Origin of the sequence: Spirosoma sp. (assembly GCF_048594605.1) — a bacterium.
Classification (GTDB): Bacteria; Bacteroidota; Bacteroidia; order Cytophagales; family Spirosomataceae; genus Spirosoma.
On the sequence record NZ_JBMDWV010000109.1, the window covers coordinates 1 to 21,919 of the forward strand.

14 protein-coding genes are annotated in these 21,919 nt (G+C 46.9%); 6 read left to right on the forward strand and 8 right to left on the reverse strand.

Annotation, left to right across the window (positions count from 1 at the left end; genetic code table 11):
- Positions 1-96: 96 nt before the first annotated feature.
- On the reverse strand, positions 97-1,047 hold the full coding sequence (locus ACOJS8_RS06540) for a gluconolaconase (protein ID WP_420147733.1): 951 nt from the start codon (positions 1,045-1,047) through the stop codon (positions 97-99).
- A gap of 315 nt (positions 1,048-1,362) precedes the next feature.
- On the opposite strand from ACOJS8_RS06540, the gene ACOJS8_RS06545 reads away from it, so the two are divergent.
- From ACOJS8_RS06545 to meaB, 4 genes are all read left to right on the forward strand, one after another.
- Complete coding sequence (locus ACOJS8_RS06545) at positions 1,363-1,716, forward strand: hypothetical protein (protein WP_420147734.1); 354 nt, start codon at positions 1,363-1,365, stop codon at positions 1,714-1,716.
- 117 nt (positions 1,717-1,833) lie between these two features.
- Complete coding sequence (gene queA, locus ACOJS8_RS06550; RefSeq protein WP_420147735.1) at positions 1,834-2,877, forward strand: tRNA preQ1(34) S-adenosylmethionine ribosyltransferase-isomerase QueA; 1,044 nt, start codon at positions 1,834-1,836, stop codon at positions 2,875-2,877.
- 76 nt (positions 2,878-2,953) lie between these two features.
- Positions 2,954-3,625 (forward strand): 2-C-methyl-D-erythritol 4-phosphate cytidylyltransferase, encoded by a 672-nt coding sequence (locus ACOJS8_RS06555; protein WP_420147736.1) that lies wholly within the window; start codon positions 2,954-2,956, stop codon positions 3,623-3,625.
- Positions 3,626-3,709: 84 nt separating this feature from the next.
- Positions 3,710-4,690 (forward strand): methylmalonyl Co-A mutase-associated GTPase MeaB, encoded by a 981-nt coding sequence (meaB, locus tag ACOJS8_RS06560; RefSeq protein WP_420147737.1) that lies wholly within the window; start codon positions 3,710-3,712, stop codon positions 4,688-4,690.
- 63 nt (positions 4,691-4,753) lie between these two features.
- Here meaB and ACOJS8_RS06565 read toward each other — a convergent pair whose 3' ends face one another.
- The 4 genes from ACOJS8_RS06565 to ACOJS8_RS06580 form a co-directional block, all read right to left on the reverse strand.
- Positions 4,754-5,146 carry a hypothetical protein gene (locus ACOJS8_RS06565; protein ID WP_420147738.1) on the reverse strand — a complete coding sequence of 131 codons (393 nt, stop codon included), beginning with the start codon at positions 5,144-5,146 and terminating at the stop codon, positions 4,754-4,756.
- 45 nt (positions 5,147-5,191) lie between these two features.
- Positions 5,192-5,707, reverse strand: coding sequence for a hypothetical protein (locus ACOJS8_RS06570; RefSeq protein ID WP_420147739.1), 516 nt, complete (start codon positions 5,705-5,707; stop codon positions 5,192-5,194).
- A 430-nt stretch (positions 5,708-6,137) separates the two neighbouring features.
- Complete coding sequence (locus ACOJS8_RS06575) at positions 6,138-7,610, reverse strand: SusD/RagB family nutrient-binding outer membrane lipoprotein (RefSeq protein WP_420147740.1); 1,473 nt, start codon at positions 7,608-7,610, stop codon at positions 6,138-6,140.
- A 69-nt stretch (positions 7,611-7,679) separates the two neighbouring features.
- A complete protein-coding gene (locus ACOJS8_RS06580) occupies positions 7,680-10,901 on the reverse strand; it encodes a SusC/RagA family TonB-linked outer membrane protein (protein WP_420147741.1) in 3,222 nt (1,073 codons plus the stop codon).
- Between the two features lie 1,292 nt (positions 10,902-12,193).
- Between ACOJS8_RS06580 and ACOJS8_RS06585 the strand changes: the two genes are divergently transcribed.
- Entirely contained in the window at positions 12,194-15,301 is a 3,108-nt protein-coding gene (locus ACOJS8_RS06585) for a SusC/RagA family TonB-linked outer membrane protein (protein ID WP_420147742.1), read from the forward strand.
- Between the two features lie 20 nt (positions 15,302-15,321).
- Complete coding sequence (locus ACOJS8_RS06590; RefSeq protein ID WP_420147743.1) at positions 15,322-16,698, forward strand: SusD/RagB family nutrient-binding outer membrane lipoprotein; 1,377 nt, start codon at positions 15,322-15,324, stop codon at positions 16,696-16,698.
- A gap of 72 nt (positions 16,699-16,770) precedes the next feature.
- On the opposite strand, the gene ACOJS8_RS06595 is transcribed toward ACOJS8_RS06590, so the two are convergent.
- From ACOJS8_RS06595 to ACOJS8_RS06605, 3 genes are all read right to left on the reverse strand, one after another.
- On the reverse strand, positions 16,771-18,273 hold the full coding sequence (locus ACOJS8_RS06595; protein ID WP_420147744.1) for a glycoside hydrolase family 130 protein: 1,503 nt from the start codon (positions 18,271-18,273) through the stop codon (positions 16,771-16,773).
- Between the two features lie 135 nt (positions 18,274-18,408).
- Positions 18,409-20,778: a glycosyltransferase family 4 protein gene (locus tag ACOJS8_RS06600; protein ID WP_420147745.1), complete on the reverse strand. Its 2,370-nt coding sequence runs from the start codon at positions 20,776-20,778 to the stop codon at positions 18,409-18,411.
- Between the two features lie 209 nt (positions 20,779-20,987).
- The gene (locus tag ACOJS8_RS06605; RefSeq protein WP_420147746.1) at positions 20,988-21,890 is read right to left on the reverse strand and encodes a hypothetical protein; all 903 of its coding nucleotides are present in this window, start codon (positions 21,888-21,890) and stop codon (positions 20,988-20,990) included.
- Positions 21,891-21,919 lie beyond the last annotated feature (29 nt).

Below are 21,919 nucleotides of genomic sequence, written 5' to 3' on the forward strand. Positions count from 1 at the left end.
TCTGCTTAAGGTATTGCCAGATTAAGGGGCGTAGGGCAGAGGGGGTAGGGCCTGGGGTAAGATGGTTTTACCCCATGCCCTACCCCCTCTGCTATCTCACCGGAACCGTTGAATACTGAAATCCCGCGCACTGGCATTCTCTCCAATACGGGCGTTGAGTGTGTAAATCTGATTGTTCACAGCTACGCTGGTTGTGGCCCCTGTATACCCACTGGCATCGAACTTGACGATAGAGGCCGTTTGCCAGTTATCAGTACTACGTACCTGAGCCACCCGGCTCCCCCCTGTCACTACGTATAAATCGCCATTCAGTAACGTCAGTCCATCGCCGGGCAGCGCTCCCGTACCCGTTATTTCGGAAACGGCATTTCCATTGCCTAAATCAACTTTATAAAGTTTTCCCTGCCCTGTATTGGCCACAATCAGGTAACCATTAGGATGGTAAACTATGCCATTCAGACCAAACGTAGCACTGGCAAACCGAACATTATCTCTTATCAGAACGCTAGCCGTTCCGTCTGGCATAACCTCATAAATTACGGGCGAGAACGAATCCGTTACGTAGGCCGTACCATCGGGAGCAAGCGTAACATCATTAGCGAAGTTTGGCTCAGCAGCGGGTATCAGTGCATCCAGATCAGTGCGTCGTTCCAGAGCCCGAGTATTCAGATTAAATACCAGTAATTCTGCTGTTTGACGGATGCTTTCCGGAGTACTCTTTATTGAGCGCCCCTGGTCGCCCACGCACACGAATACCCGGTCACCCGCCACTTTCATACCAATACCACTAATCAGTTCGGGAGCGGTCAGCAAATCTTCGTACTTCCCATCGGTGGTTACTGTACCGATTTTCCCAAGCGGAATGGAGGTAATCAGGAATTTAGCCAACTTCGACGAGTACGCAATCCCTTCAGGGTACTGACGCTCGGCTACAAAATCAATCCGTTCGGGGAAAGGCGCATTAGGGCTCTGTACGTGGTCTTCGCAGGCGGTTAAGCCAACCCCAACAACTACGCTGAGCGCGCAGGTAACGTAACGTATCTTCATAAGGATAAAATAGTTTATAGTAGGCGCATACAATGTATCGACATCCTAGATAATAGTCTATGAACCAGATTTGTTTAATTTTTTTAATGACTTTTTAATACATATCCGCTACGTCTTAGAACAGACCGACAGTCCTTCTATTATCACTTACTATTCCCTACCGATACGTAGCAGCAACTCATTATGAGGCTTGTTTTCTCTTAAAAGGCTTTTCAGCGTATTGGATTGCGGCTGCTTATAAAATTAGTTATAGACAAACTATCTGTTCTTAATTGAGTTGTATGGCTACACATTGCCTTAACGTTAACTACAATTATGAAACATTTCACCACCTTAACCGAAGCGATGGAAGATCTTCGGAGCCGCGGCTATACGCACGAATTTGGGCCAAAAAAAGATTCTCTGGAAGAAAAAAGCACAGGCACGAAATTGAAAGGCGAAGAATTTAATGTCGACGAGTTTCATCGCTTTGAAGGTACGTCGGACCCGGGCGATGAGATGACCCTGTATGCCATAACCGCTACGAATGGTATGAAAGGCGTGTTTGTTTCGGCGCAGGGTACATATGCCAACGAAGTGTCGTCCGAATTAATGGCTAAGTTCCACGTTGACGACCGCGCTCACGTCAATACGGATGGCGCTGTTAAACCCATAGAAACGCATCCGTAAACTATTTTTAGCACATTTGCAAGAAAAAAAGCCTGGAAATTTAACAAGTCCAGGCTTTTTTTAGTATATTTGCGGCCTTTACACAAAATAGGGCGTTCTTTTTCGTACTGATATATTATGAAGTTATCCGAATTTAAGTTTGATTTACCCGAAAGTCTTATTGCCAAATACCCGGTTGAGCGGGGTGAATCGCGGCTGATGGTTGTTGACCGGAAAGCCAAAACCATTGAACACAAAAAATTTTCGGATATTCTGAGCTTCTTCGACGATGGTGACGTAATGGTTATCAACAACACCAAAGTCTTTCCGGCAAGGCTTTATGGCAATAAAGAGAAAACCGGAGCCAAAATTGAGGTCTTCCTGCTGCGCGAACTGAATCGCGAAATGAAACTTTGGGACGTACTGGTCGACCCGGCTCGCAAAATTCGCGTGGGCAACAAACTCTACTTTGGCGACAGCGATCTGGTTGCGGAAGTGATTGACAATACAACCTCACGCGGCCGGACAATTCGTTTCCTGTTCGATGGCAACCACGAAGAATTTATGAAAGCGGTGGATGAATTAGGTGAAATGCCTATCCCCCGTGAAATGAACCGCGAAGCCGAACTGGGCGACCGCGATGATTATCAGACGGTTTTTGCCCAACATGTTGGTGCTGTCGCTGCCCCCACCGCTGGTCTGCATTTCACCCGTGCTATGATGAAGCGTATGGAAATCAAAGGGATTCACTTTGCGCCCATTACGCTGCACGTTGGCCTGGGTACATTCCGTCAGGTAGATGTAGAAGATCTGACCAAACACAAAACGGACTCCGAAAACTACCGCATTCCTGAAGAAGCTGCGCAGATTGTCAATACGTCTCTGGATGCGGGCAAACGGGTCTGTGCCGTTGGCACTACGTCGCTGAAAGCCATTGAGTCGTCGGTTTCGGCCAATAGTCGCCTTAAGCCAGTTGAAGGCTGGACGGATAAGTTTATTTTTCCACCGTACGATTTCAAAATCGCGAATGCACTTCTGACCAATTTTCATCTCCCTGAGTCTGTCCTCATTATGATGACCAGCGCTTTCGGCGGGCATGATCTTATCAAAGAAGCCTATGAAGTAGCGATTAAAGAGAAATACCGTTTCTTTAGCTACGGCGACGCTATGCTGATTATATAACGAAGCCGCCCGACGGTCTGGATTCGACAGTTGTTTGTATTTTTGAGGGGCTTTTAAGCCCCTCATTTTTTTGCTTATGCCCGACCACGATCGACTAACGACGAATTGTTTTGCCATTATTGTTGCTGGCGGAAGTGGCAGCCGAATGAAATCCGACGTGCCGAAGCAATTCCTGTTGCTAAACGGCAAGCCCATTCTTCAACATACTATTGAGCGTTTTCTAAGTGTACTACCCGCTTCGCAGCTCATTTTGGTATTGCCTGCCCGCGACAGATTCATCTGGACAACGCTTTGCGAACAACACAACTTTCAGCCACCTATTCAACTCATTGACGGGGGAGCAACACGTTTTCAGTCGGTACGTAATGGCCTCCGGGCTATTGATACTGAAAATGGGCTTGTTGCTGTCCATGATGGGGTTCGACCTTTTGTAACCTCCGATATTATTCGCAACAGCTTCCAGACAGCCGCTCGTGCCGGTTCGGCAGTAACGTGCGTACACGTAAAAGATTCCGTTCGGGTTGTTGGTGCCGATGGGGTTAGTCAGGCGGTCGACCGCAGCCTGTATCGCCTGGTGCAAACGCCCCAAACTTTTCAGCTCCGGCTGTTTCGGCAAGCGTTCCAGGCTGAGGAGCAATCTTACTTCACGGACTGTGCCAGCGTCATGGAGTATGCTGGTTTTCCAATAACGCTTATTGACGGATCATACGAAAATATAAAGATTACGACGCCTGACGATTTAAAGTAAAGATAGAGTGGATGTAGCGTTCCAGACCCAAATCCGGCTATACTACTCAATGATTGTAGCCTTTATTTGACTATTTTAGCCTGTATGCGCCCCCGGCACCCTATAGACTATTACGTTAACGGCATTCTTTCCGGCGACCGGCTTATCTTAAGTCAGGCGATTACGCTTGTTGAAAGTCAACGCGCTGATGATAAAGTTTTAGCCCAGCACGTATTAGAAAGTGTACTAGCCAGTAGTGGGCAATCTGTACGGATTGGCATTACCGGAGTGCCTGGCGTAGGCAAAAGTACGTTTATCGAAACTTTTGGTACGTACCTGACGAAACTTGGCCACAGTCTTGCCATATTGACGGTGGACCCGACCAGCCAGCGCTCAGGAGGGAGTTTATTAGGCGATAAAACCCGAATGGAAACGCTTTCCACGAACCCGAAGGCTTATATACGCCCTTCTCCCGCTGGCGATTCCTTGGGTGGAGTAGCGCATCATACACGAGAAACTATTCTCCTTTGCGAAGCTGCTGGATTTGATATAATCCTTATTGAGACCGTTGGTGTAGGCCAGTCTGAAACCGTTGTGCACGGTATGACCGATTTTTTTCTGCTCCTGATGCTGGCTGGTGCCGGAGACGAACTACAGGGAATGAAACGAGGCATTATGGAGCTGGCCGATGCTCTGGTCATTACCAAAGCGGATGGTATTAATCAGGAGTTGGCTGATCTGGCTCGGCTTGAGTACCAGAACGCGCTGCATCTTTTTCCATCAACAGCTACAGGCTGGTCTCCTCCCGTACTTACCTGTTCAGCCCTGACGGGCAATGGTATAACGGCTGTCTGGCAAACTATTCAAAACCATCAGCAGCTAACTGTCGCCAACGGCTATCATATCCTTCGGCGGCAGGAGCAACAGTTAGCCTGGTTTCGCTCACTGGTACGTCAGCAGCTTGAAAGTCAATTCTATGGATCTCCTGATATTCGTCGTCAGCTGACAGCGATTGAGGATCAGATTCGCGTTGGTACGTTGTTACCAGCCCATGCGGTGAAGATGTTAATGAATCATTTACGCTAATAAAACAACGCCCCGAAAGCTTAAAGACTTTCGGGGCGTTGATCAACTGAAACCGCAGACCGCTTATGCATTACCAAGGGTACGTTCGGGTTCATTGGCGCGGGTAGCCGGAACAGTATCGTCCGTTGTGCTACGATTCCAGTCAGCATTGTTTATACTCAGATCCTCCTCAGACACCGGAGCTTGCCCCCAGGAAGCGCGCTTTGCTTCTTCGATATTTTCGTTGGTAATACCGTTGTCATCGTCCGATTCGGTAGCCAAAGAACTGGCTTCGGCCACATCACCCGGCACATCCGTATCACTGCTGCCGGCAACGCGCGAAGGCAGTTCGTTCTCTAAACCTTTATCATTTAACTGCGCCAGACCCTGTTCAGGATGAAGACCCATTGGGCTGTGCATAGCCTGAGCCGCGTTGGACTCGGTGCTTTCTTTTCGGGAATTGCTACTTACGCTCATAACGTTGACTTGTTAAGTGGTTTTCAAAAACTAGAAATTGCCTCGTTAATACGTAGGCTTGTTGTTCAGATCTGTGCCCGTTTCGGCCACATCACCTTCACGTTCTTCCTGCAACTTATCGTCACTATCGGCTTGCTGGTCATCATTTTGCTCTTTGGCAGCTTTTTCTGCCCTTGGCGTACCAACTTCTTCAGCTGAGCCATAATCGTCCGGTCCGTGCGTCGTTACGTCGACCATGGCGGTATTTGTTTTTGCCTGATCAGCAACTGCACTCTCAAGGCCTTCCTGCGTAACTTCCATTGAACTATTGTCCATATCGCCCATTCTCAGTACGCCATTTTTGCTATCCATGTCTATACTGCCCATACCACGGTTGTTGCGACCATCCTGTCCTCCGCGTACCTGCTGGCTATCAAGACCGTTAGCTGAATTTTCCTGCTCGTAGGTATTTTTATTATCCTGCGTTACACGATCGATATCGGTATCATCCGAGCCAAATGGCCCGTCAGTCCGACCCGTTATCTGGGCATCTTCTCGTTCTACATCTTTTTCGTCTTTCATGGTAGTTGAGTCGGTTAATTGTATAGCATAACTGGATTAAAGCGAAAAAGTTTAGTAGCTATCTGGTGAAAAAGGCTCTCCTGAACACCTGATTTGAGGTTACTTTCGTCGGGTAGATTTTGTTTTTTACAGGCTGTTTTTGCGCTGATAGTCCTACCGAAAAGTTAATTTATCTACCGTATAATATACTTTGGAGACCGCTCTTATCATTCCCAGCTGAATCCCCGTTATCTTTCTGATCTCAATGAAGCAGCAGGTCTATTTCCTGTAACTCCTGCTGAAAATTGAAACGGTTCTCTTTTCGGATGATCATCCTTTGAGAAGAGTCCGACACTGGAGAGACTCACACCTTAATAGTTGTATAAAGCGTAATGCAGAAAGCGGGCCGACATTGTCGGCCCGCTTTTTTTACATCATAGATTGAGAGTATCTACTGCTTATCCCACCAGACGCGGGTGTACTGATCATCTTTCCCCTGGCTGGCTGTTACAGTGGCATAATTAGCAGCGTTCAGGGTTGTTTCTGTTACCGGGTACGCCAAACGACGAGGAATATCAGTCCCACCATTCAGCGTTGTTGGAGCCGGTTTCAGAACAGGATACCCCGTCCGGCGCCATTCGTTCCAGGCTTCGGTACCCTGGAAGAATAAAGCGATCCAACGCTGGTTACCAATCAATTCGATAGCTTTAGCATCGGTATACGCTACGTCAGGCTGAGCTATGTACGTATTGTAAGCAGCATCGGTATACGCTGAGCCTAACCACTGCTGCATAGAGGCCTTGATAGCCGCTTCGTAAAGTGTTTTCGCATTACCGGTTGTCCAGCCAAGCTTGGCGGCTTCAGCCTGCGCAAGCAGAACCTGAGCGTAGGTCATAAGATTAACGGGAGCCGTTTGGCTGCTAATAGCCGAACCCGCCAGCGAATAATCCTGCGCTTTACCCGGTGCCGGAAATACGCCATATGGAGCTCCTACATATTCTCCTTTCAGGTTTGGCGCGGCAAAGACTGGCAAACGCGGATCGTTTAGCTTTTTAAGGTAGTCGACGAACGTATTGCTCAATGCAAAATCCTTACGGTTCGACCGGACGTAGTTTGTATATAATGGATTTTCGTTGTTGGCATCCGCCAGAAACTTATACTGCACATTGTCAGCATTTGAAGCCAGTACACCATCAGTTAGCGCAGCATTGAACTCAGTTTTACCCGTAGCAGGATCAACTTTCGACAATCGCAGGGCTGCAATCAGACGTAATGAAGCCGCAAACTTCTTCCAGCGGGCTGTGTTTCCAGACAACAGGATATCACCCGAAGGCGCTGCACCGCCATCAAACTGAGCCGCAGCCTCTTTCCACTCTTTGAATAAGTCCGTGTAAATAGCCTGTTGTTTATCAAAAGCGGGCGAAAAATTCTGATCGCCTTTGAGCGACTGCGTGTAAGGAATATCCCCCCAGCGATCAGTCATGAACTGATAGATGTAAGCTTTCAGAATACGCGCAATAGCAATCTGGTTGGCGTTCGAACCGTATGTTGCGGCACCACTACGGGTTGTTTCGTTAGCATTTTGATCAATCACCTGCTGGAGGTTTATTAATGCGCCCGTATTAGACCCCGTACCCGATGCACCATAGAGGGTGTTATAACTAAAATTGATGGTCTTATACCGCGAATCCTCAATATACGTTACGTCAGAAAACTGCTGGACGTAGAGAGCAGGAGCAATGTTGAAGCCACCAGGACCCACCTGTGAGTTTATCGTGCCAACGATACGTTCGGCCCCTGTCATTAAACTTGCTGTATTGGGAAATAAGGCGCTATTAGGGCTTACATTCATATCCCCAAAATCACTACAGGCAACGGTCGTTATCAGTAGGCCCGCAAGAAGCGTGTATGTATATCCTTTCATTTGTTTTACTGTCGTTTTGAGATGACAGAAAGATTTTCTTTTGGCAAAGCTCCTTCTGTTTTTGTTTGTTTAGAAACCGAACCGAACGTTAACACCAAAGGAGCGAACGGGTGGTAACTGTCCACCCTCATACCAGATAGTCTCTGATTCAGAGATATCGATACCACCGCCCACAGCACTGTAAATCAGCAAGGGGTTACGCGCAATCAGCGAAACGTTTACCGACTTGGCCCATTTGTTAATCAGACGATTTGGTAAATTGTATCCGAACGATACTTCACGCAGCTTGATGTAGGTTTTATCATAAATCCAGCGTTCGTTCAGGGCAAACAACCAGCCTTCGTATAAGTTCTGCGCATCAACACGGGTCGTGTTCTGTTTTCCATCTTCCGTTACACCATCCAGAAGCACACCCCCGCCCGAAGCTGGATCATCACGTAATGGCTTACCTAGTTCATTCAAACCAGCGGTTTCGGCAGCCAGACCCGAACCTGCGTTGAACATCTTAGTAGTCGAGAAGAATTTACCGCCCACAACAAAATCCGTGTTAACACGTAGCGTTACATTTTTGTAGGTAAAGGTATTTAGCCAGCCTCCTTTGAACTTTGGAAGTACTGATCCTAAGTATACGTTATCCTGTTTGATATAAAGGCCAGCGTTGGCACCACTGCCATAAATCATGTTCTGGCCATTGGCATCTTTCTGTATACCCTGACCATACAGTGCGCCCCAGTCCTGACCTACGCGGGCATTTAGTGTCAGCGTACGCCACTGAGGACCGTCGATTTGATAGTTATTCAGACCGCTGGCCAGTTCAACCACCTGGGTTCGGTTGCGGTCAGCGTTGATATCAAATTCCCAGTTAAAGCCTGACGATGAGCGAATTGGATTTGCATAGATGTGCAATTCCAGCCCCGTCGTACGGATCAAACCTGCGTTCACTACCGCATTCGAATAGCCACTGGTAGAGGCTACGGGCAGTGGAATAATCTGGTTTTTGTTATTATTCTGATAGGCCGTAAACTCCAGACCAATGCGATTATTCAGAAATTTAAGATCAATACCACCTTCAACAGATTCCGATAATCCAGGTTTCAGGTTGGCATTTGGTAATATACCCGGCAAAAAAGCGGTTGGCTTGTCGCCGTAAGGTGTACTCGCCGTGTAGGCCAGTGCTGTTTGGTATGGACCAACGTCTGTTCCTACCTGTGCATAACCCGCCCGGATCTTACCGTACGACAGTATATTGTTTTTCGAGATAAACTCGGTGAAGATCAGTCCACCTGAAATGGACGGATACAGGTACGAATTATTGGCCTGAGGCAGCGTTGATGACCAGTCGTTCCGGATCGAAGCTTCGACGAAGACAAAGTCCCGGAAGCCGAGGCTTACATTACCGAATACGCTGTTTACCTGACGCTCAAACAGGTAATTATTCGCGAGTGGACGGTTGATCGAAGCAGCAATGTTGTAGAACCCCGGTGCCGATAAACCACCCTGCGTAGCCTGGAACAGAACGTCAGTGCGATTGTAACGAATATTCCCCCCCGCATTGGCAACCACCGACAGATCCTTGAAATTCTGGTTATAGTTCACCAGCAATTCATAGTTGTTTTCACGGCTGTTTGTGTTCAGCGTAGAAAAAGCGCCCAGCCCGCCTTCGTTCAGTGTACCGATAGCAACCCGTCCCTGCTGGTAATAGGCGTTCTGGTCGCGACGTACCGTAGCAGACGCTTTCAGGGCAGGGGTAAACTGATACGTTAGCCCGATATCCCCAAACAACCTGTCGCTGCGGTTGGTATTCGTATTTTCGTATGCCTGTGTATAGGGGCTGTCCCAGTATTTGGGGCGAGGATCGGTTGGGCCACCAATGTTCCAGCTACGGAACGAACCGTCGGGATTTTTATAATTCCTCAGGTCATCCATACGTAGCTGACGCTGAAACCACTGGTTGAACATTCCAATCGTCTGGTTGTAGCCATTCAATGTGCTGTTGCTAACGGTTAATGGCGATCCCGTACCGGTCAGACCACTGTTTTGCGGAGACGTACCACCCGATGAACCATAGCGGTCAGCAGGCTGATTTTTTGTGTTTGTTGATGTATAGTTGATGTTGACATTGGCCGTCAGGTTCTTAGCGAACGTAATGGAGTTCTTGGCGCTGACGTAATCCCGCGTTTGCGATGAATTCGGGATAATCCCGTTATTAATGATGTGCGTATAGGAAACACGGCTTTGAAACGCATCCGTACCGCGGGCAAACGCAATGTTTGTATTGTTACTGATTGGCTTCTCGAAGAAGTCCCGCACGTTGTTCGGCTGGGGTGAGAAAGGCGTTAACTGACCAAACTCTGGCCCTTGTTGCCAGGAAAAAGCCGAACGGTGGGGCGATCCATCCAGACGCGGCCCCCAGCTTTCGTCTGCTGAATAATCCAGTATTTTCTGGCCGTTGAACGAAGACCAGGAAGCGGGATGTATACTCGGATCGTACTCAAACGTTTCCCATTGTTGCGAATAACCACCGCCATATTCATTCTGGTATTTAGGCAGCAGGGCTACCATATCGAGCGTGGTACTATGATTAATATCCAGTCTTGTTTCACCCGACTTGGCGCGCTTGGTGGTAATGACAATTACCCCAGCCGAAGCCCGGTTCCCGTACAACGCCGTTGCCGAAGGCCCTTTCAATACCGTCAGGTTTTCAACGTCATCCATATTGACCTGGCTGATGTCAGTAGGCGTACCGTCTACTACGTAGAGAGGATCGCCCCCCGACAGTGAGTTCACCCCCCGAATCCGAATAGATGGATTACCGAACTTGGCCCCCGACTGGCCTAACACCTGTACACCAGCAATTTTACCAGCCAGTGCATTACCGACGTTCTGATCCCGGGCGAAGTTCAGTTTATCTGACTTAAGGTCCTGAACAGCGTAGTTCAACGCCTTTTTTTCGCGCGAAATTCCAAGAGCCGTCACAACGACTTCCTGCAATTGCGACGCATCGGGATTCAGTACTACGTTAAGGGTAGTGCGATTACCAATGGCAAGTTCCTGCGTTGTAAAACCGATGAAGCTAAAAACCAACGTTGAGTTGGCTGGGGCGTTGAGCTGAAACGTACCGGAAGCATCCGAACTGGTCCCGCGCGATGTTCCTTTAATGGTGATATTGACCCCAGGAAGTACTGACCCATCTTCTGCTGACGTTACCTTGCCACTGACAGCAATGTCCTGCGCCAGTAATGGCATTGCAAACAAACACAGTAATAACTGTGTTAATAAAAGTTTACGCATAAAACATAGTTTAAGTTAAGAAGTGCAACAAAGCAACCTAAAAGCAAATATATTAAAAGATCTAACATTAACTAGATGTTAAATTCTTCCAAATTTATTTTTACCTAACTCAAGTAAAAATGTTCGGCTCTTAAACCGAATAATATTTGCCCAAATCGAAATTTCAACGTGGTTTACTCCAGTATCGTTGAGATTAAATTTCGATTAAAATCTGAACGATAATGATTTAATTACAGAGAAAGCTTCTGGTAGAAGAATGATTGGTTATAACCAAAGGCCGAAGGGATAACAATACAGATTACCTCTAGGAGTTGAAGGTATACAGAGCAATAATTAATTGTACTGTTTTATATTTTTTAATATGAACTTCTATATTATTCGATCTAAATTATTTCCTACAATGAACAGAAAATCAGTAAACTATGTAAATTTTCAAGCTGGGCGTTTTTAAATAAAAAGAGGGATAACGTTCAGCACATTAGTGATAAATTGGGTATAAACAATTATTAATTATAGTAAATTTTACTTTATTTCAAAACGTATCAAGCATAAAAAGTGAAACACAATTTTATTCTATCTACTCTAGTAAAATACTACGTATACCAAATAATAATTTACTGTAAGTGATTTACTAAACAAAGATTGATTGAATTTGATAAATCTGCTATCTTGAAAAAATCAATACAAATAAAAATATTTAAGTATTTTTACTCACCTTTTCTCTAATAAGTTGTATTTCCCTGTACAAGAATTTTTGAGAGTAGAAGTAAATTTTGGTGTACCTATTATCAACAAGTATCAGGCAATTTGTTCGTTGTATTTGAACAAAATATGCATTTATTTCATTTATGTAAAAAATAGTGTTTTTATCTTAACTTAACTACCCAGTCCTGCTTTATTACACTTTTTTAAAGGCATCAGGAGACAACCTGAATTGTCCTGACAATAAAGTAGAACTGTCATAAATACAGATTAAGCAATCGTCGTACTCTTCCCCAATCTGACGCTGGTGATTAGCTATTAATCACTTCTGTATTTCCAAATAACAATATCTCAATAACAAATCTGTTCGGCCCCACGACGTCATGTATTGCTGCCTACCTACTGTTAGGATCATCAGGCAGTAATGCCCTGTAAGGTCATTCCCACAAAAGCTTCCGGCGATCGCGTGATCAGGGCCCTGACAATTAAGACAGCCTTCCCGATAGACGTGTCTTAAAAGGCGTTGACAATCAGTCAACCAGTAGGATTGCGAATTGTTCAGTATGGTTTCATTAACAAAATAACAGTCTATGAAAAAGCTTTTATTAGGACTAGTGCTGCTTTGCTCAATGAGCTTAGCTTATGCACAAGACCGAACTGTGACCGGCAAAGTCACAACGGCCGAAGATGGAAATGCCCTGCCTGGTGCAAATGTTCAAATTAAAGGTACAACCAAAGGCACAAACTCCGATGCTCAGGGGAATTACAGCATTAGTGTGCCAAATGGAGCGAGTTTGATTTTCAGTTTTATTGGTGTTGAATCCCGTGAAATACCCGTGGGTTCGCAAACTACAATCAACGTAGCGCTTAAAGCAGACACGAAGCAACTAAACGAAGTAGTTGTTACGGCATTGGGTTCGCAGCGGGAAAAACGAACGCTGGGCTACTCCGTATCTAATATAGAAGGGGAAGCACTTACCCGATCGGGCGAACCCAACGTAATTCAGGGCCTGGCGGCTAAAACGGCTGGTGTTATTGTAACCAGTTCGGCCGGTACGCCTGGTGCGTCCAGTAAGATTGTACTACGTGGGCCATCGACATTTACGGGTGAGCAACAGCCTTTGATTGTGGTCGATGGGGTGCCCATTAACAATGAGACGAGTACCTCTTCAGCAGGCGATTATCCCTTCAATGCTAACCTTGGCGGTGTTAATAACTCGAACCGGGCATTGGATCTTAATCCCGACGATATTGCCTCAGTTACGATCCTGAAAGGTCCGGCCGCTGCAGCACTTTATGGCGCGCGGGCCGGTAACGGCGCCATTGTCTACACCACTAAAAAAGGCCAGAAACGTAGCGGCATTGGTGTAACGGTTAGTTATCGTCTGGAGCTTTCGCAGGTAAATAAATTGCCCGAACTGCAATCTACCTACGCACAAGGGAATAATGGTGTCTATGCAACGGCCGATGCAGGGCCCGACCAGCGTCATAACACGGCAGATGATATAGCAGACGGTACACCTAATAGTTGGGGACCCAAGATTTCGAGTGACCCGAATTTACAGGCGTTTGACAATACGGGTAATTTCTTCAAAACAGCCACCTCGCACACTACGAATGTTGCTCTGACGGGTGGAAACGAGCGGGCAAACTTCCGGATATCGTTCGGAAACCTTATTCAGAACGGGATTATCCCGAATACCGATTACAAACGGAACTCGATCCGGGTAACAGGCGAAGCCAACATGCTCGATAATCTAAAAATCGGCGGTACGGTAAATTACATAAAGTCGGGTGGCATAAAATCGCAGAATGGAAGTAACGTAGCCGGGGTTATGCTGAGCCTGTTACGTGCGCCCGCTTCCTACGATCTGCGGGATTATCAATTTAGCAATGGATTCAACCGTAATTATTTCTACGCGTATGATAACCCGTTCTTTACGGTCTACAATAATCCTTTTACGGACGATATCAACCGCGTACTGGGCAATGTTTACCTGAATTATCATCGTTCAGCCCACCTCGATCTAACGTATAAAATTGGGGTTGACGCTTATTCGGATGCGCGTCGGCAGGTTTATGCGATCAGTTCGAATGGCGACGACAACGCCCAGACCTACGGTCAGGTCAACTACGAAAACATTACGAGCCGCGATGTATATGGCGATTTAATCCTGCGGGGTGAACACCGGATTAGTGACAAGTTTGGCATTAACTATACGGCAGGTCATAACGTTACATCGTACAACTTTACTGGAAACTTCGCCCGTGGGCGTGACCTGGCCATACCGAATTTTTATAATCTGGGTAATGCCGCCGAATTGTATGCCTCCAACGCCAATAATTTGCGTCGGTTAACGATGGCTGTTTTTGGGCAGGTCGATCTGGATTTTGCGAACCAGCTTTACTTATCCGTAACAGGTCGGAATGAGTGGTCATCAACTTACGATCGCGAACGGAAAAACAATTTCTTTTATCCGTCGGCGTCATTATCGTGGGTATTCACCGAAAGCGTTCTGAAAAATACGCCGATATCATTCGGGAAACTGCGCCTGGCTTATGCGGAATCCGGTATTCCGCCGGTAGCTTACCGAACCCGCACGTATTTTACCAAACCTTCCTATACAGACGGCTTCACAAACGGTTTAAACTTTCCTTATGGTGGCGTAAATGGCTACTCATACTATAATGGCATCGTTGGGACCCCCGATTTGAGACCGGAGCGGGTAAGAGGACTGGAAGCAGGTATTAATCTGAAATTTCTACAGAATCGCATCGACCTCGACGTAACGGCTTATCAACAAACGACAGTCGACATTCTGCTCCAACGTCCCACGGCCAGTTCGTCTGGTTTCGCGGCCAGTTATACGAATGCAGCTCAGCTGAGAAACCGCGGCCTCGAAGTTATGCTGGGAATCAGCGCGCTCAAAACGCCGTCCTTTAGCTGGGACATTAATCTCAACTGGTCTAAAAACGTCAGCAAAGTGCTTGCCCTGACCGAGGGCGTCACCGATGTAAGTTTAGAATCTGCTTTTACGGGTATTGGTGGCTACGCCATTGTGGGCGAGCCGCTGGGTGTTCTGTACGGGAGCAAATGGCAACGTAACGCCGATGGTCAACTGATTATCGGTACGAACGGTGTGCCGCTGAAAGAAGCCGCCGAAGGCAATATCGGCAATCCGTATCCAAACTGGCTAAGCAACATCCGGAATACGTTCACGTACAAAGGCGTTACGTTAACAGCTCTGCTTGATATTCGGCGAGGGGGCGCCATCTGGAACGGTACGTATGCTCGTCTGCAACGAATTGGCGTCACTCAGGAATCTGCCGACCGTGAGCGTACCTACGTCATTCCTGGAGTAACGGCTTCTGGCGAAGCGAATACGCAGGCGATTTCAGCTCAGACGTATTTTGGGCAGTATCTGGGCGATGGTGGTGGCGCTGCCGAACAATTCGTTGAAAATGTGAACTGGTTTCGGGTTCGTGAAGTAGCGCTGAGCTATCGGTTAAAGCTCAAAAAATACCTCGACTACGTTGATTTCTCGGTTTCCAGCCGGAATCTGTACCTGAACACGAACTACAAAGGCGTAGACCCGGAAACGAGTCTGACCGGAGCTGGCTCCAATTTGCAGGGCTTTGATTACTTCAACAACCCCGGTACGCGTTCGTTTATTTTCGGCGTCAATATTGGTTTTTAATCTTCCAGAAGAAGCTCATTATGAAGAATATAATCATTGCAGTCCTGGGCATACTAGCATTTGCCAGCTCCTGCACAAAACAGTTCGACGAGTACAGCGTCAATCCTAACAATCCGCAGACGGCTTCAGCCGCGCTGTTACTGTCGGGCGCTGAAGTTGCTACGTTTGCCGCTTACAGTGGTCAGATTGCCCGAATTGGTGGCGTACTGGCTCAACAAGTGGCTGGTAATCAAGCACAGCTGGAAACATTTGGTCAATACATCATTACCGAAACGGATGTTGTGAATGAGTGGGGTACAATTTATAATGGTACGTTGATCAACACCCGCACGCTTTTGGATACGTACGGACAGGGTAATCCGTATTATTCTGGTATGGCGAAAGTACTTATGGCTATGAACTTTGGGCTCGCCACCGATTTTTGGGGCGACATTCCGTTTACTGAAGCGGCTCAGGGACTACAGGGTAATTCGCAGCCGAAGTACGAAAAGCAGGAGGATGTCATTAAGGGAATTCAGTCGTTGCTTGATGAAGCCATTACGAATCTTAGTCAGCCGCAAACCGCGAATCAATTTCTGCCAGCTGCCGACGACATTATCTTTCATGGAAACGTAAATGGCTGGATCAACGCGGCTTACATACTCAAAGCGCGCTACGCTAACCGGCTCAGCCAGGTCGATCCGACGGGTAGCGCGACACAGGCGCTGACTGCTTTGAGCAAAGTAACGACTGATTCACTCGATATGAATGCCGTTTTTTATGACGTAGCCGGCAACTATAACCAATGGTACGATTTTCTGTCGAGCAGGCCAGCTTATATTAAAATGGGAAAATTCTTCGTGGATTACCTGAAAACAACGAACGACCCCCGATTGCCTTTTCTGGTAGGTAAAGATAATACAGGCGGTTATACAGGTATTGCTCCCGAAGAGTCGAACAGCACTACGGCCTCTGAACCAGGTCCAGCGGTTGCCTCGCCCGATTCGCCCTCGCCTTTGGCTACGTATGCAGAAGCTAAATTTATTGAAGCCGAAGCGCAACTTCGCTTAGGGAAAGCAGCCGAAGCCGCAGCCGCTTACAACACAGCCGTTGCGGCTTCGGTAAAGCGGATTACTGGAGCAACTATTCCGGCCGCGTTTAAGCAGGCAGTGGCTAGCGAAACTGCCGCAACCATCACACTCGCTAAGATTATAAGCCAGAAGTACGTTGCTCTCTTTACGCTACCGGAAGGCTATAACGATTACCGTCGAACAGGTTTCCCCGCTTTGAAAGCGAACCAGGACACGGATAAAAAAGCAGTTCCGTTACGTCTGCCGACACCCCAGGATGAGCGGAATTACAATCGAAACGCCATCGTTGTCGGTGACATTTACCAGCCAGTTTGGTGGGATAAATAACCACTTGACTAACAAAAGCCAAACCGCCTGCCAGTACATACTGGCAGGCGGTTTGGCTTGGACATACTTTGTTTACTTCTCATTAATTTCCTCCTGCGAAGCAGCTACTTCCGTTGGCTTGCTTTTACCGGTCAGCTCGGCCAGAAGTTCTGCTACGTTGACGGTTGCAAAGCTGCTGGCATAGTCGGCCATGGCATAAGGAATAATTAACTCACCATTGTTGACAAGTCCTCCACAACTGTACACAACGTTCGGTACGTATCCCTCGCGCTCGTTTTCATCAGGGCTAAGAATAGGCTCGGTAGTACGGCCAATCACTTTGCTAGGGTCGTTCAGGTCGAGCAGGAAAGCGCCAATAGCATATTTGCGCATAGGACCCACTCCGTGACTGAGCACAAGCCAGCCTTCTTCAGTTTCGATAGGCGAGCCACAGTTGCCAAGCTGTACATATTCCCAGTGATACGTTGGCTTCAGAATCAGGTCTTTTGTTTGCCAGAAATACAGATCGTCGGAATACATCAGATAGATGTTTTCGCCATCCTGACGCGAAATCATAGCGTACCTACCGTTGATCTTGCGGGGAAACAGGGCCATTCCCTTGTTACTAACTTCGGCACCGTTTAACGTACTGACGTTGAAATGGGTGAAATCTTTGGTTTCCAGCAGTTGCGGAAAAGTTACACGACCATTGTAAGCAGTGTACGTAGCGTAGTATGTAATTTCGCCGTCATCGTCCGTAAACTGAACAAATCGGGCATCTTCGATCCCATTGGTTTCATTGGGCGATGTCGGAAAAATGCACCGTTCGTCCAAGCTCTGGTCATCTTCAAAATGAATTTCGTAGTTCGATTTAGCCAGCGCCAGCAAGCCACTGGCAATCGTTTCATACTCAGCGTTGTAACGATACTGAGCCGATACCCGCTTTATCTGAGCTTCGAGTTCCGACAGGCTAAATTCATCGCCTAGTCCGGTCATCATTTTTTCCTGAATGCTGTTTTCCAGGCGTAGCTCATATAATTTTCGCTCAAACTGACCCCGATTAAATCGGTGATTTTGGACAATGTCGGGCGAGGTAACGTAGCGCGATGGTTTACGCAATACAATTTTACCAGCCTCATCAATATATCCCATCCGAAAGGAAATCGACGATACGTGCCCTTCGCCCGTGGCTCGTAAGCTCAGAATGAATCGTTTGTAACCTGGCGGTACGTTTGTCTGGTCGGGATGCCAGATCATTGACGGATTAAACAGCGCAGCCGATTCGAGCGAATATTCCATCGTGAAGTAAGCGCCCAGTAGTAATTTACGGTCTTCGGTCAGCGGTTCATCCGTCAGCAGCTGAGACTTTATCTGATCGAACCGCTGCAGCAAAAAACGCTCAAGTTTATAATGACGGCCTCCAAATTCCCGAATAACTTCATCGAGTTTTTGATCGACTTCTTCGTCCGTCATCCCTCCTACCCGCGCAATAATTTTTAGTGTGCGGGTTGCACTGCCTAATTCAAATGGTCGAAATAAAACCCGGGTAGGATCGGGTCGAAGAACGATACCGGTTCGAGTGGCTTTTATACTCATTAGCTGTCAAAATTGTGTGTTTAGTTGACACAAAGTAGAACGAAGAAGACGCCGAAAACAAGTTACGGACCGGATAAATCCGTATAAATTGTTTTCGGCGTCTTCTGTTAAGAAGTATTGAGTCGACTTACTTATTTATCCATTCAATAATGCAGGAAGCACTACGTTGACTGGTTTCACCACAGCGCGCTGTTTCTGGATTGCATATAGCTCAGCCAAAGCCAGTAAGTACGATAAGGTAGATTCTGCGCCCTGATTCTGATTGACACGGTCGATGTGAAGCCCATCTCGGCAACCGCCGGTTTGCTGGTCATACATCGGCAGATTCAGGTCATTAAGCCCTAAAAACCATTTGAAAACACGAATTGCAATGCGATGCCACTCCTCATCGCCTGTCATTTCAAAAGCAGCCAGACAAGCTGACATGGTACTTTGCGCTTCCAGCGGCTGCTGATCAAAATAAGCGCGGGGATGACCTTTGGTGTAAAAACCGTTTGAACCGATCGGCTGAAAATGCCCATTCGGAGCCGTTTGCAAATCAACAAGCCAACGTAGTGCGTTTAACCCGATAGCCATCAGCCGCTCGTCGCCGGAACGTAGCAGACTTTGTGCCAGTACGGCGTTATCGTAAGACAATGTGTTCTCAAACCAGGGCCAGTCTTCGGTAGCGGTTTCGGTGTACCGGAAAACTAATTTGTCAAGTAACTGACGCTGAATGTTTTTGGCCAACCGGTCGTCGTTAAATTTCTTTTGATACTCATGAATACCCAGCAAGGCAAAGGCCCAGGCACGTGGCGAACTCATGTTAACGACAGTAGGCAGTACATTCTCCAGCAAGCTCATGGCCCACGTTACTGTGTTACGTTCCGTTGAGCGCCCAATGCAGGTACCTAGTGCCCAGATGGTTCGACCAGTGCTGTCATCAGAACCAACTTCTTCCAGCCACCGGCGGTCGTAACTCATGAAATTACGAAAGCGCCGATGTTCATCCGTGTACGCATGATTGATAAAAGCGCAGTAATTGTCGGCGGCTTTGTCCAGTTTCTGATCGCTCATACCCGTTTCCTTCAGAATCTGGGTCAGAATCAGCGCTCTGGCGTTATCGTCGGTGCAGTAGCCTTCTTCGTAATAAGGCAGATGATGACGGGCATGCTGCACAATTCCGGTTGAATCTGTCAGTCGGAATAAATGATCAAGCCGGAGGGTGGGCAGCTTAAATACGGCGCTGCTGTGTGCTCCTGAACTGTAGGGAACCTGACTATTGATATTACTCATACGCTCCTGCCGGGCCTGCATAAACGACTGTGCATATGACTGAATAACCTGTTTCCAGATCATCTCACGTCCCATCATATACGCTTTCTTGCGTATTGCATGACGTACGGGTTCATCTGTCAGCAAGTTGATGATCTGATCCGCAATGGCTTCAGAATCGCCAAAAGGCACCAATACGCCCCGGCCATCCGCGAGAAGCTCTTCGGCATGCCAGTAGGGTGTTGACACAACCGCTTTGCCACAACCAAAAGCGTACGACAAGGTTCCCGAGGTAATCTGAGCTGGATTCAGGTAAGGTGTGATGTATATGTCGGCAGATCCAAGATATTCCAGCAGATCTTCTAATTCGACGAATTGGTTGTAGAACCGAACATGGTCCCGAACGCCCAGATCAGCCGCCAGCTTCTTTAGGCTGTTGCGATACGCTTCCCCTTCGTGCTTCAACAGATGCGGATGGGTTGCCCCCAATACCATATAGACTACGTTCGGATGCTGTTCGACAATACGTGGTAAGGCGTTAATGACGTTTTCAATACCCTTGTTTGGCGATAGCAATCCAAATGTCAGTATGGTTTGCTTACCTTCCATTCCAAACTTATCCTTGTAGAAATGAGGATCGACAAAAGGCATATCTGGAATGCCGTGTGGAATTACGTCAATTTTCGATTCAGGAATCTCGTAAATATTAATCAGGAAATTCCGGCCTTTCTCCGACATGCAAATAACCCGGGACGACAGATCGGCAATACTTTTCAGTACCAGCAGTTGCTCTTCGTTGGGGTCTTTGAGTATCGTATGAAACGTAGTGACAACGGGCATTGTCAGATTACGTAGCAACGTCAGAATGTAGCTTCCTGCTGGTCCGCCAAAGATGCCGTACTCGTGCTGTAGACATACAACATCAACGTCTTTCGAATTCAGGAATTCAGCGGCTTTACGATAAGCATCCTGATCATGCTGATAAAAATCGTAACGAACTTCACCAGGATACTCATATCCGTCAGTTGTATCATTAACCGATACGACCAATGGATTGGCATCAGGAATAAATTCGTCATAAGATTTATACAAATCGGATGTAAACGTAGCAATTCCGCACTGACGAGGAAGGTAATCACCAATGAACGCTACGTGTTTAGGGTTATGTCCCCACACGTTTGCAGAATCCAGATTAATGGTTTCTGGATGCGAATTAGTTTGAACACTGATCCGATTTACATTATTCGTCATACTTGTTGAGTTATCTAATTAGGGTACCGTATAACCTAATAATCAACAAATAATCTCTTTTGTTTGGTCGAACAGCCTGATTAGATAGGATTTGGAGCTGTTTAGGATCATTTACGGCTTATTATCCAACTAAACCTAAATTTAGCCCAATTGTTGTATTCATTATGTTTCGTCCGATCCGGTAACAATTTATAACCTTGTCCGTCATGTCAGCCGTCTACTTTTACGGACACCGCTTTATAAGTATACGTACTTCCATCCAGATCGACCTGTTTTAAGCGGTAATAACTCGTTCCTCGAGTTGGGTGTTGATCAACAAACTGGTAGGCTTTTGTACTGCTATTCGTACCCGCCACTTCTGGTATTCTACCGACGGTTTCAAAACTTTTTAGATCCTTACTTCGCTCAACAATAAACCCTTTATTGGACTTCTCCCAACTGGTAGTCCATTTTACTAACACCGTCTGATTCTTTTCAGCCTGAGCGGTGAAACTAATAAGGGAAACAGGCAAAGGCGCCCCCGTGGTGTACATGGTATGGGTAAAGATTTTAGCAAAATCATCTTCTATCGGCTGGCCTACATACCCATTGAGTCCAAGTGAATTTGAATTGGGAATAATGGTACAAGTTGCTCCGATATCATTGATAGCTGTGAAGTTAGAGGCCTGCGTCACGACTACAGAAGCGATGAATCGCCGAACTGTAGCAAAAGGTAGTTTAACGCCAAGCTTCTGCCGCCCATTGAATCGGTTTAAAATCGGATCATAGGTGACATCAAACGAATTAAGAATCGATCCTGAGACGGCCGACACGTTAGCCGGATTAGGGATACATTTTTTTAAGTCAACATAAAAGCCCATCCGTTCAGCATCACTGTCACCCATAATCTCTCCCGCCCCAGTATTACCTATAGTGAAATATATAGAAAAGGTAGAACCAACATTTGCCAGGGGCGCGGGTACTAAATCGACGCTAATGACAGCAGGATCAGCACCGTTGCCCTGAGCCAAGGCAGAGAATGTAATTAACCATAAGGTGGCAAATAACGCTAATGGTCTTGCTATACATGATCTCTCAACAATAAGTAGAGGCTTCTTAATTCTATTTTTCATTTGCTAATCACTCGCAGATAAGTGTCTAA

Excerpts from the sequence above, each read along its gene's own strand:
- ACOJS8_RS06540 (WP_420147733.1), bottom strand. The coding sequence starts at position 1,047 with ATGAAGATACGTTACGTTACCTGCGCGCTCAGCGTAGTTGTTGGGGTT.
- ACOJS8_RS06545 (WP_420147734.1), top strand. The coding sequence starts at position 1,363 with ATGAAACATTTCACCACCTTAACCGAAGCGATGGAAGATCTTCGGAGC.
- queA (WP_420147735.1), top strand. The coding sequence starts at position 1,834 with ATGAAGTTATCCGAATTTAAGTTTGATTTACCCGAAAGTCTTATTGCC.
- ACOJS8_RS06555 (WP_420147736.1), top strand. The coding sequence starts at position 2,954 with ATGCCCGACCACGATCGACTAACGACGAATTGTTTTGCCATTATTGTT.
- meaB (WP_420147737.1), top strand. The coding sequence starts at position 3,710 with ATGCGCCCCCGGCACCCTATAGACTATTACGTTAACGGCATTCTTTCC.
- ACOJS8_RS06565 (WP_420147738.1), bottom strand. The coding sequence starts at position 5,146 with ATGAGCGTAAGTAGCAATTCCCGAAAAGAAAGCACCGAGTCCAACGCG.
- ACOJS8_RS06570 (WP_420147739.1), bottom strand. The coding sequence starts at position 5,707 with ATGAAAGACGAAAAAGATGTAGAACGAGAAGATGCCCAGATAACGGGT.
- ACOJS8_RS06575 (WP_420147740.1), bottom strand. The coding sequence starts at position 7,610 with ATGAAAGGATATACATACACGCTTCTTGCGGGCCTACTGATAACGACC.
- ACOJS8_RS06580 (WP_420147741.1), bottom strand. The coding sequence starts at position 10,901 with ATGCGTAAACTTTTATTAACACAGTTATTACTGTGTTTGTTTGCAATG.
- ACOJS8_RS06585 (WP_420147742.1), top strand. The coding sequence starts at position 12,194 with ATGAAAAAGCTTTTATTAGGACTAGTGCTGCTTTGCTCAATGAGCTTA.
- ACOJS8_RS06590 (WP_420147743.1), top strand. The coding sequence starts at position 15,322 with ATGAAGAATATAATCATTGCAGTCCTGGGCATACTAGCATTTGCCAGC.
- ACOJS8_RS06595 (WP_420147744.1), bottom strand. The coding sequence starts at position 18,273 with ATGAGTATAAAAGCCACTCGAACCGGTATCGTTCTTCGACCCGATCCT.
- ACOJS8_RS06600 (WP_420147745.1), bottom strand. The coding sequence starts at position 20,778 with ATGACGAATAATGTAAATCGGATCAGTGTTCAAACTAATTCGCATCCA.
- ACOJS8_RS06605 (WP_420147746.1), bottom strand. The coding sequence starts at position 21,890 with ATGAAAAATAGAATTAAGAAGCCTCTACTTATTGTTGAGAGATCATGT.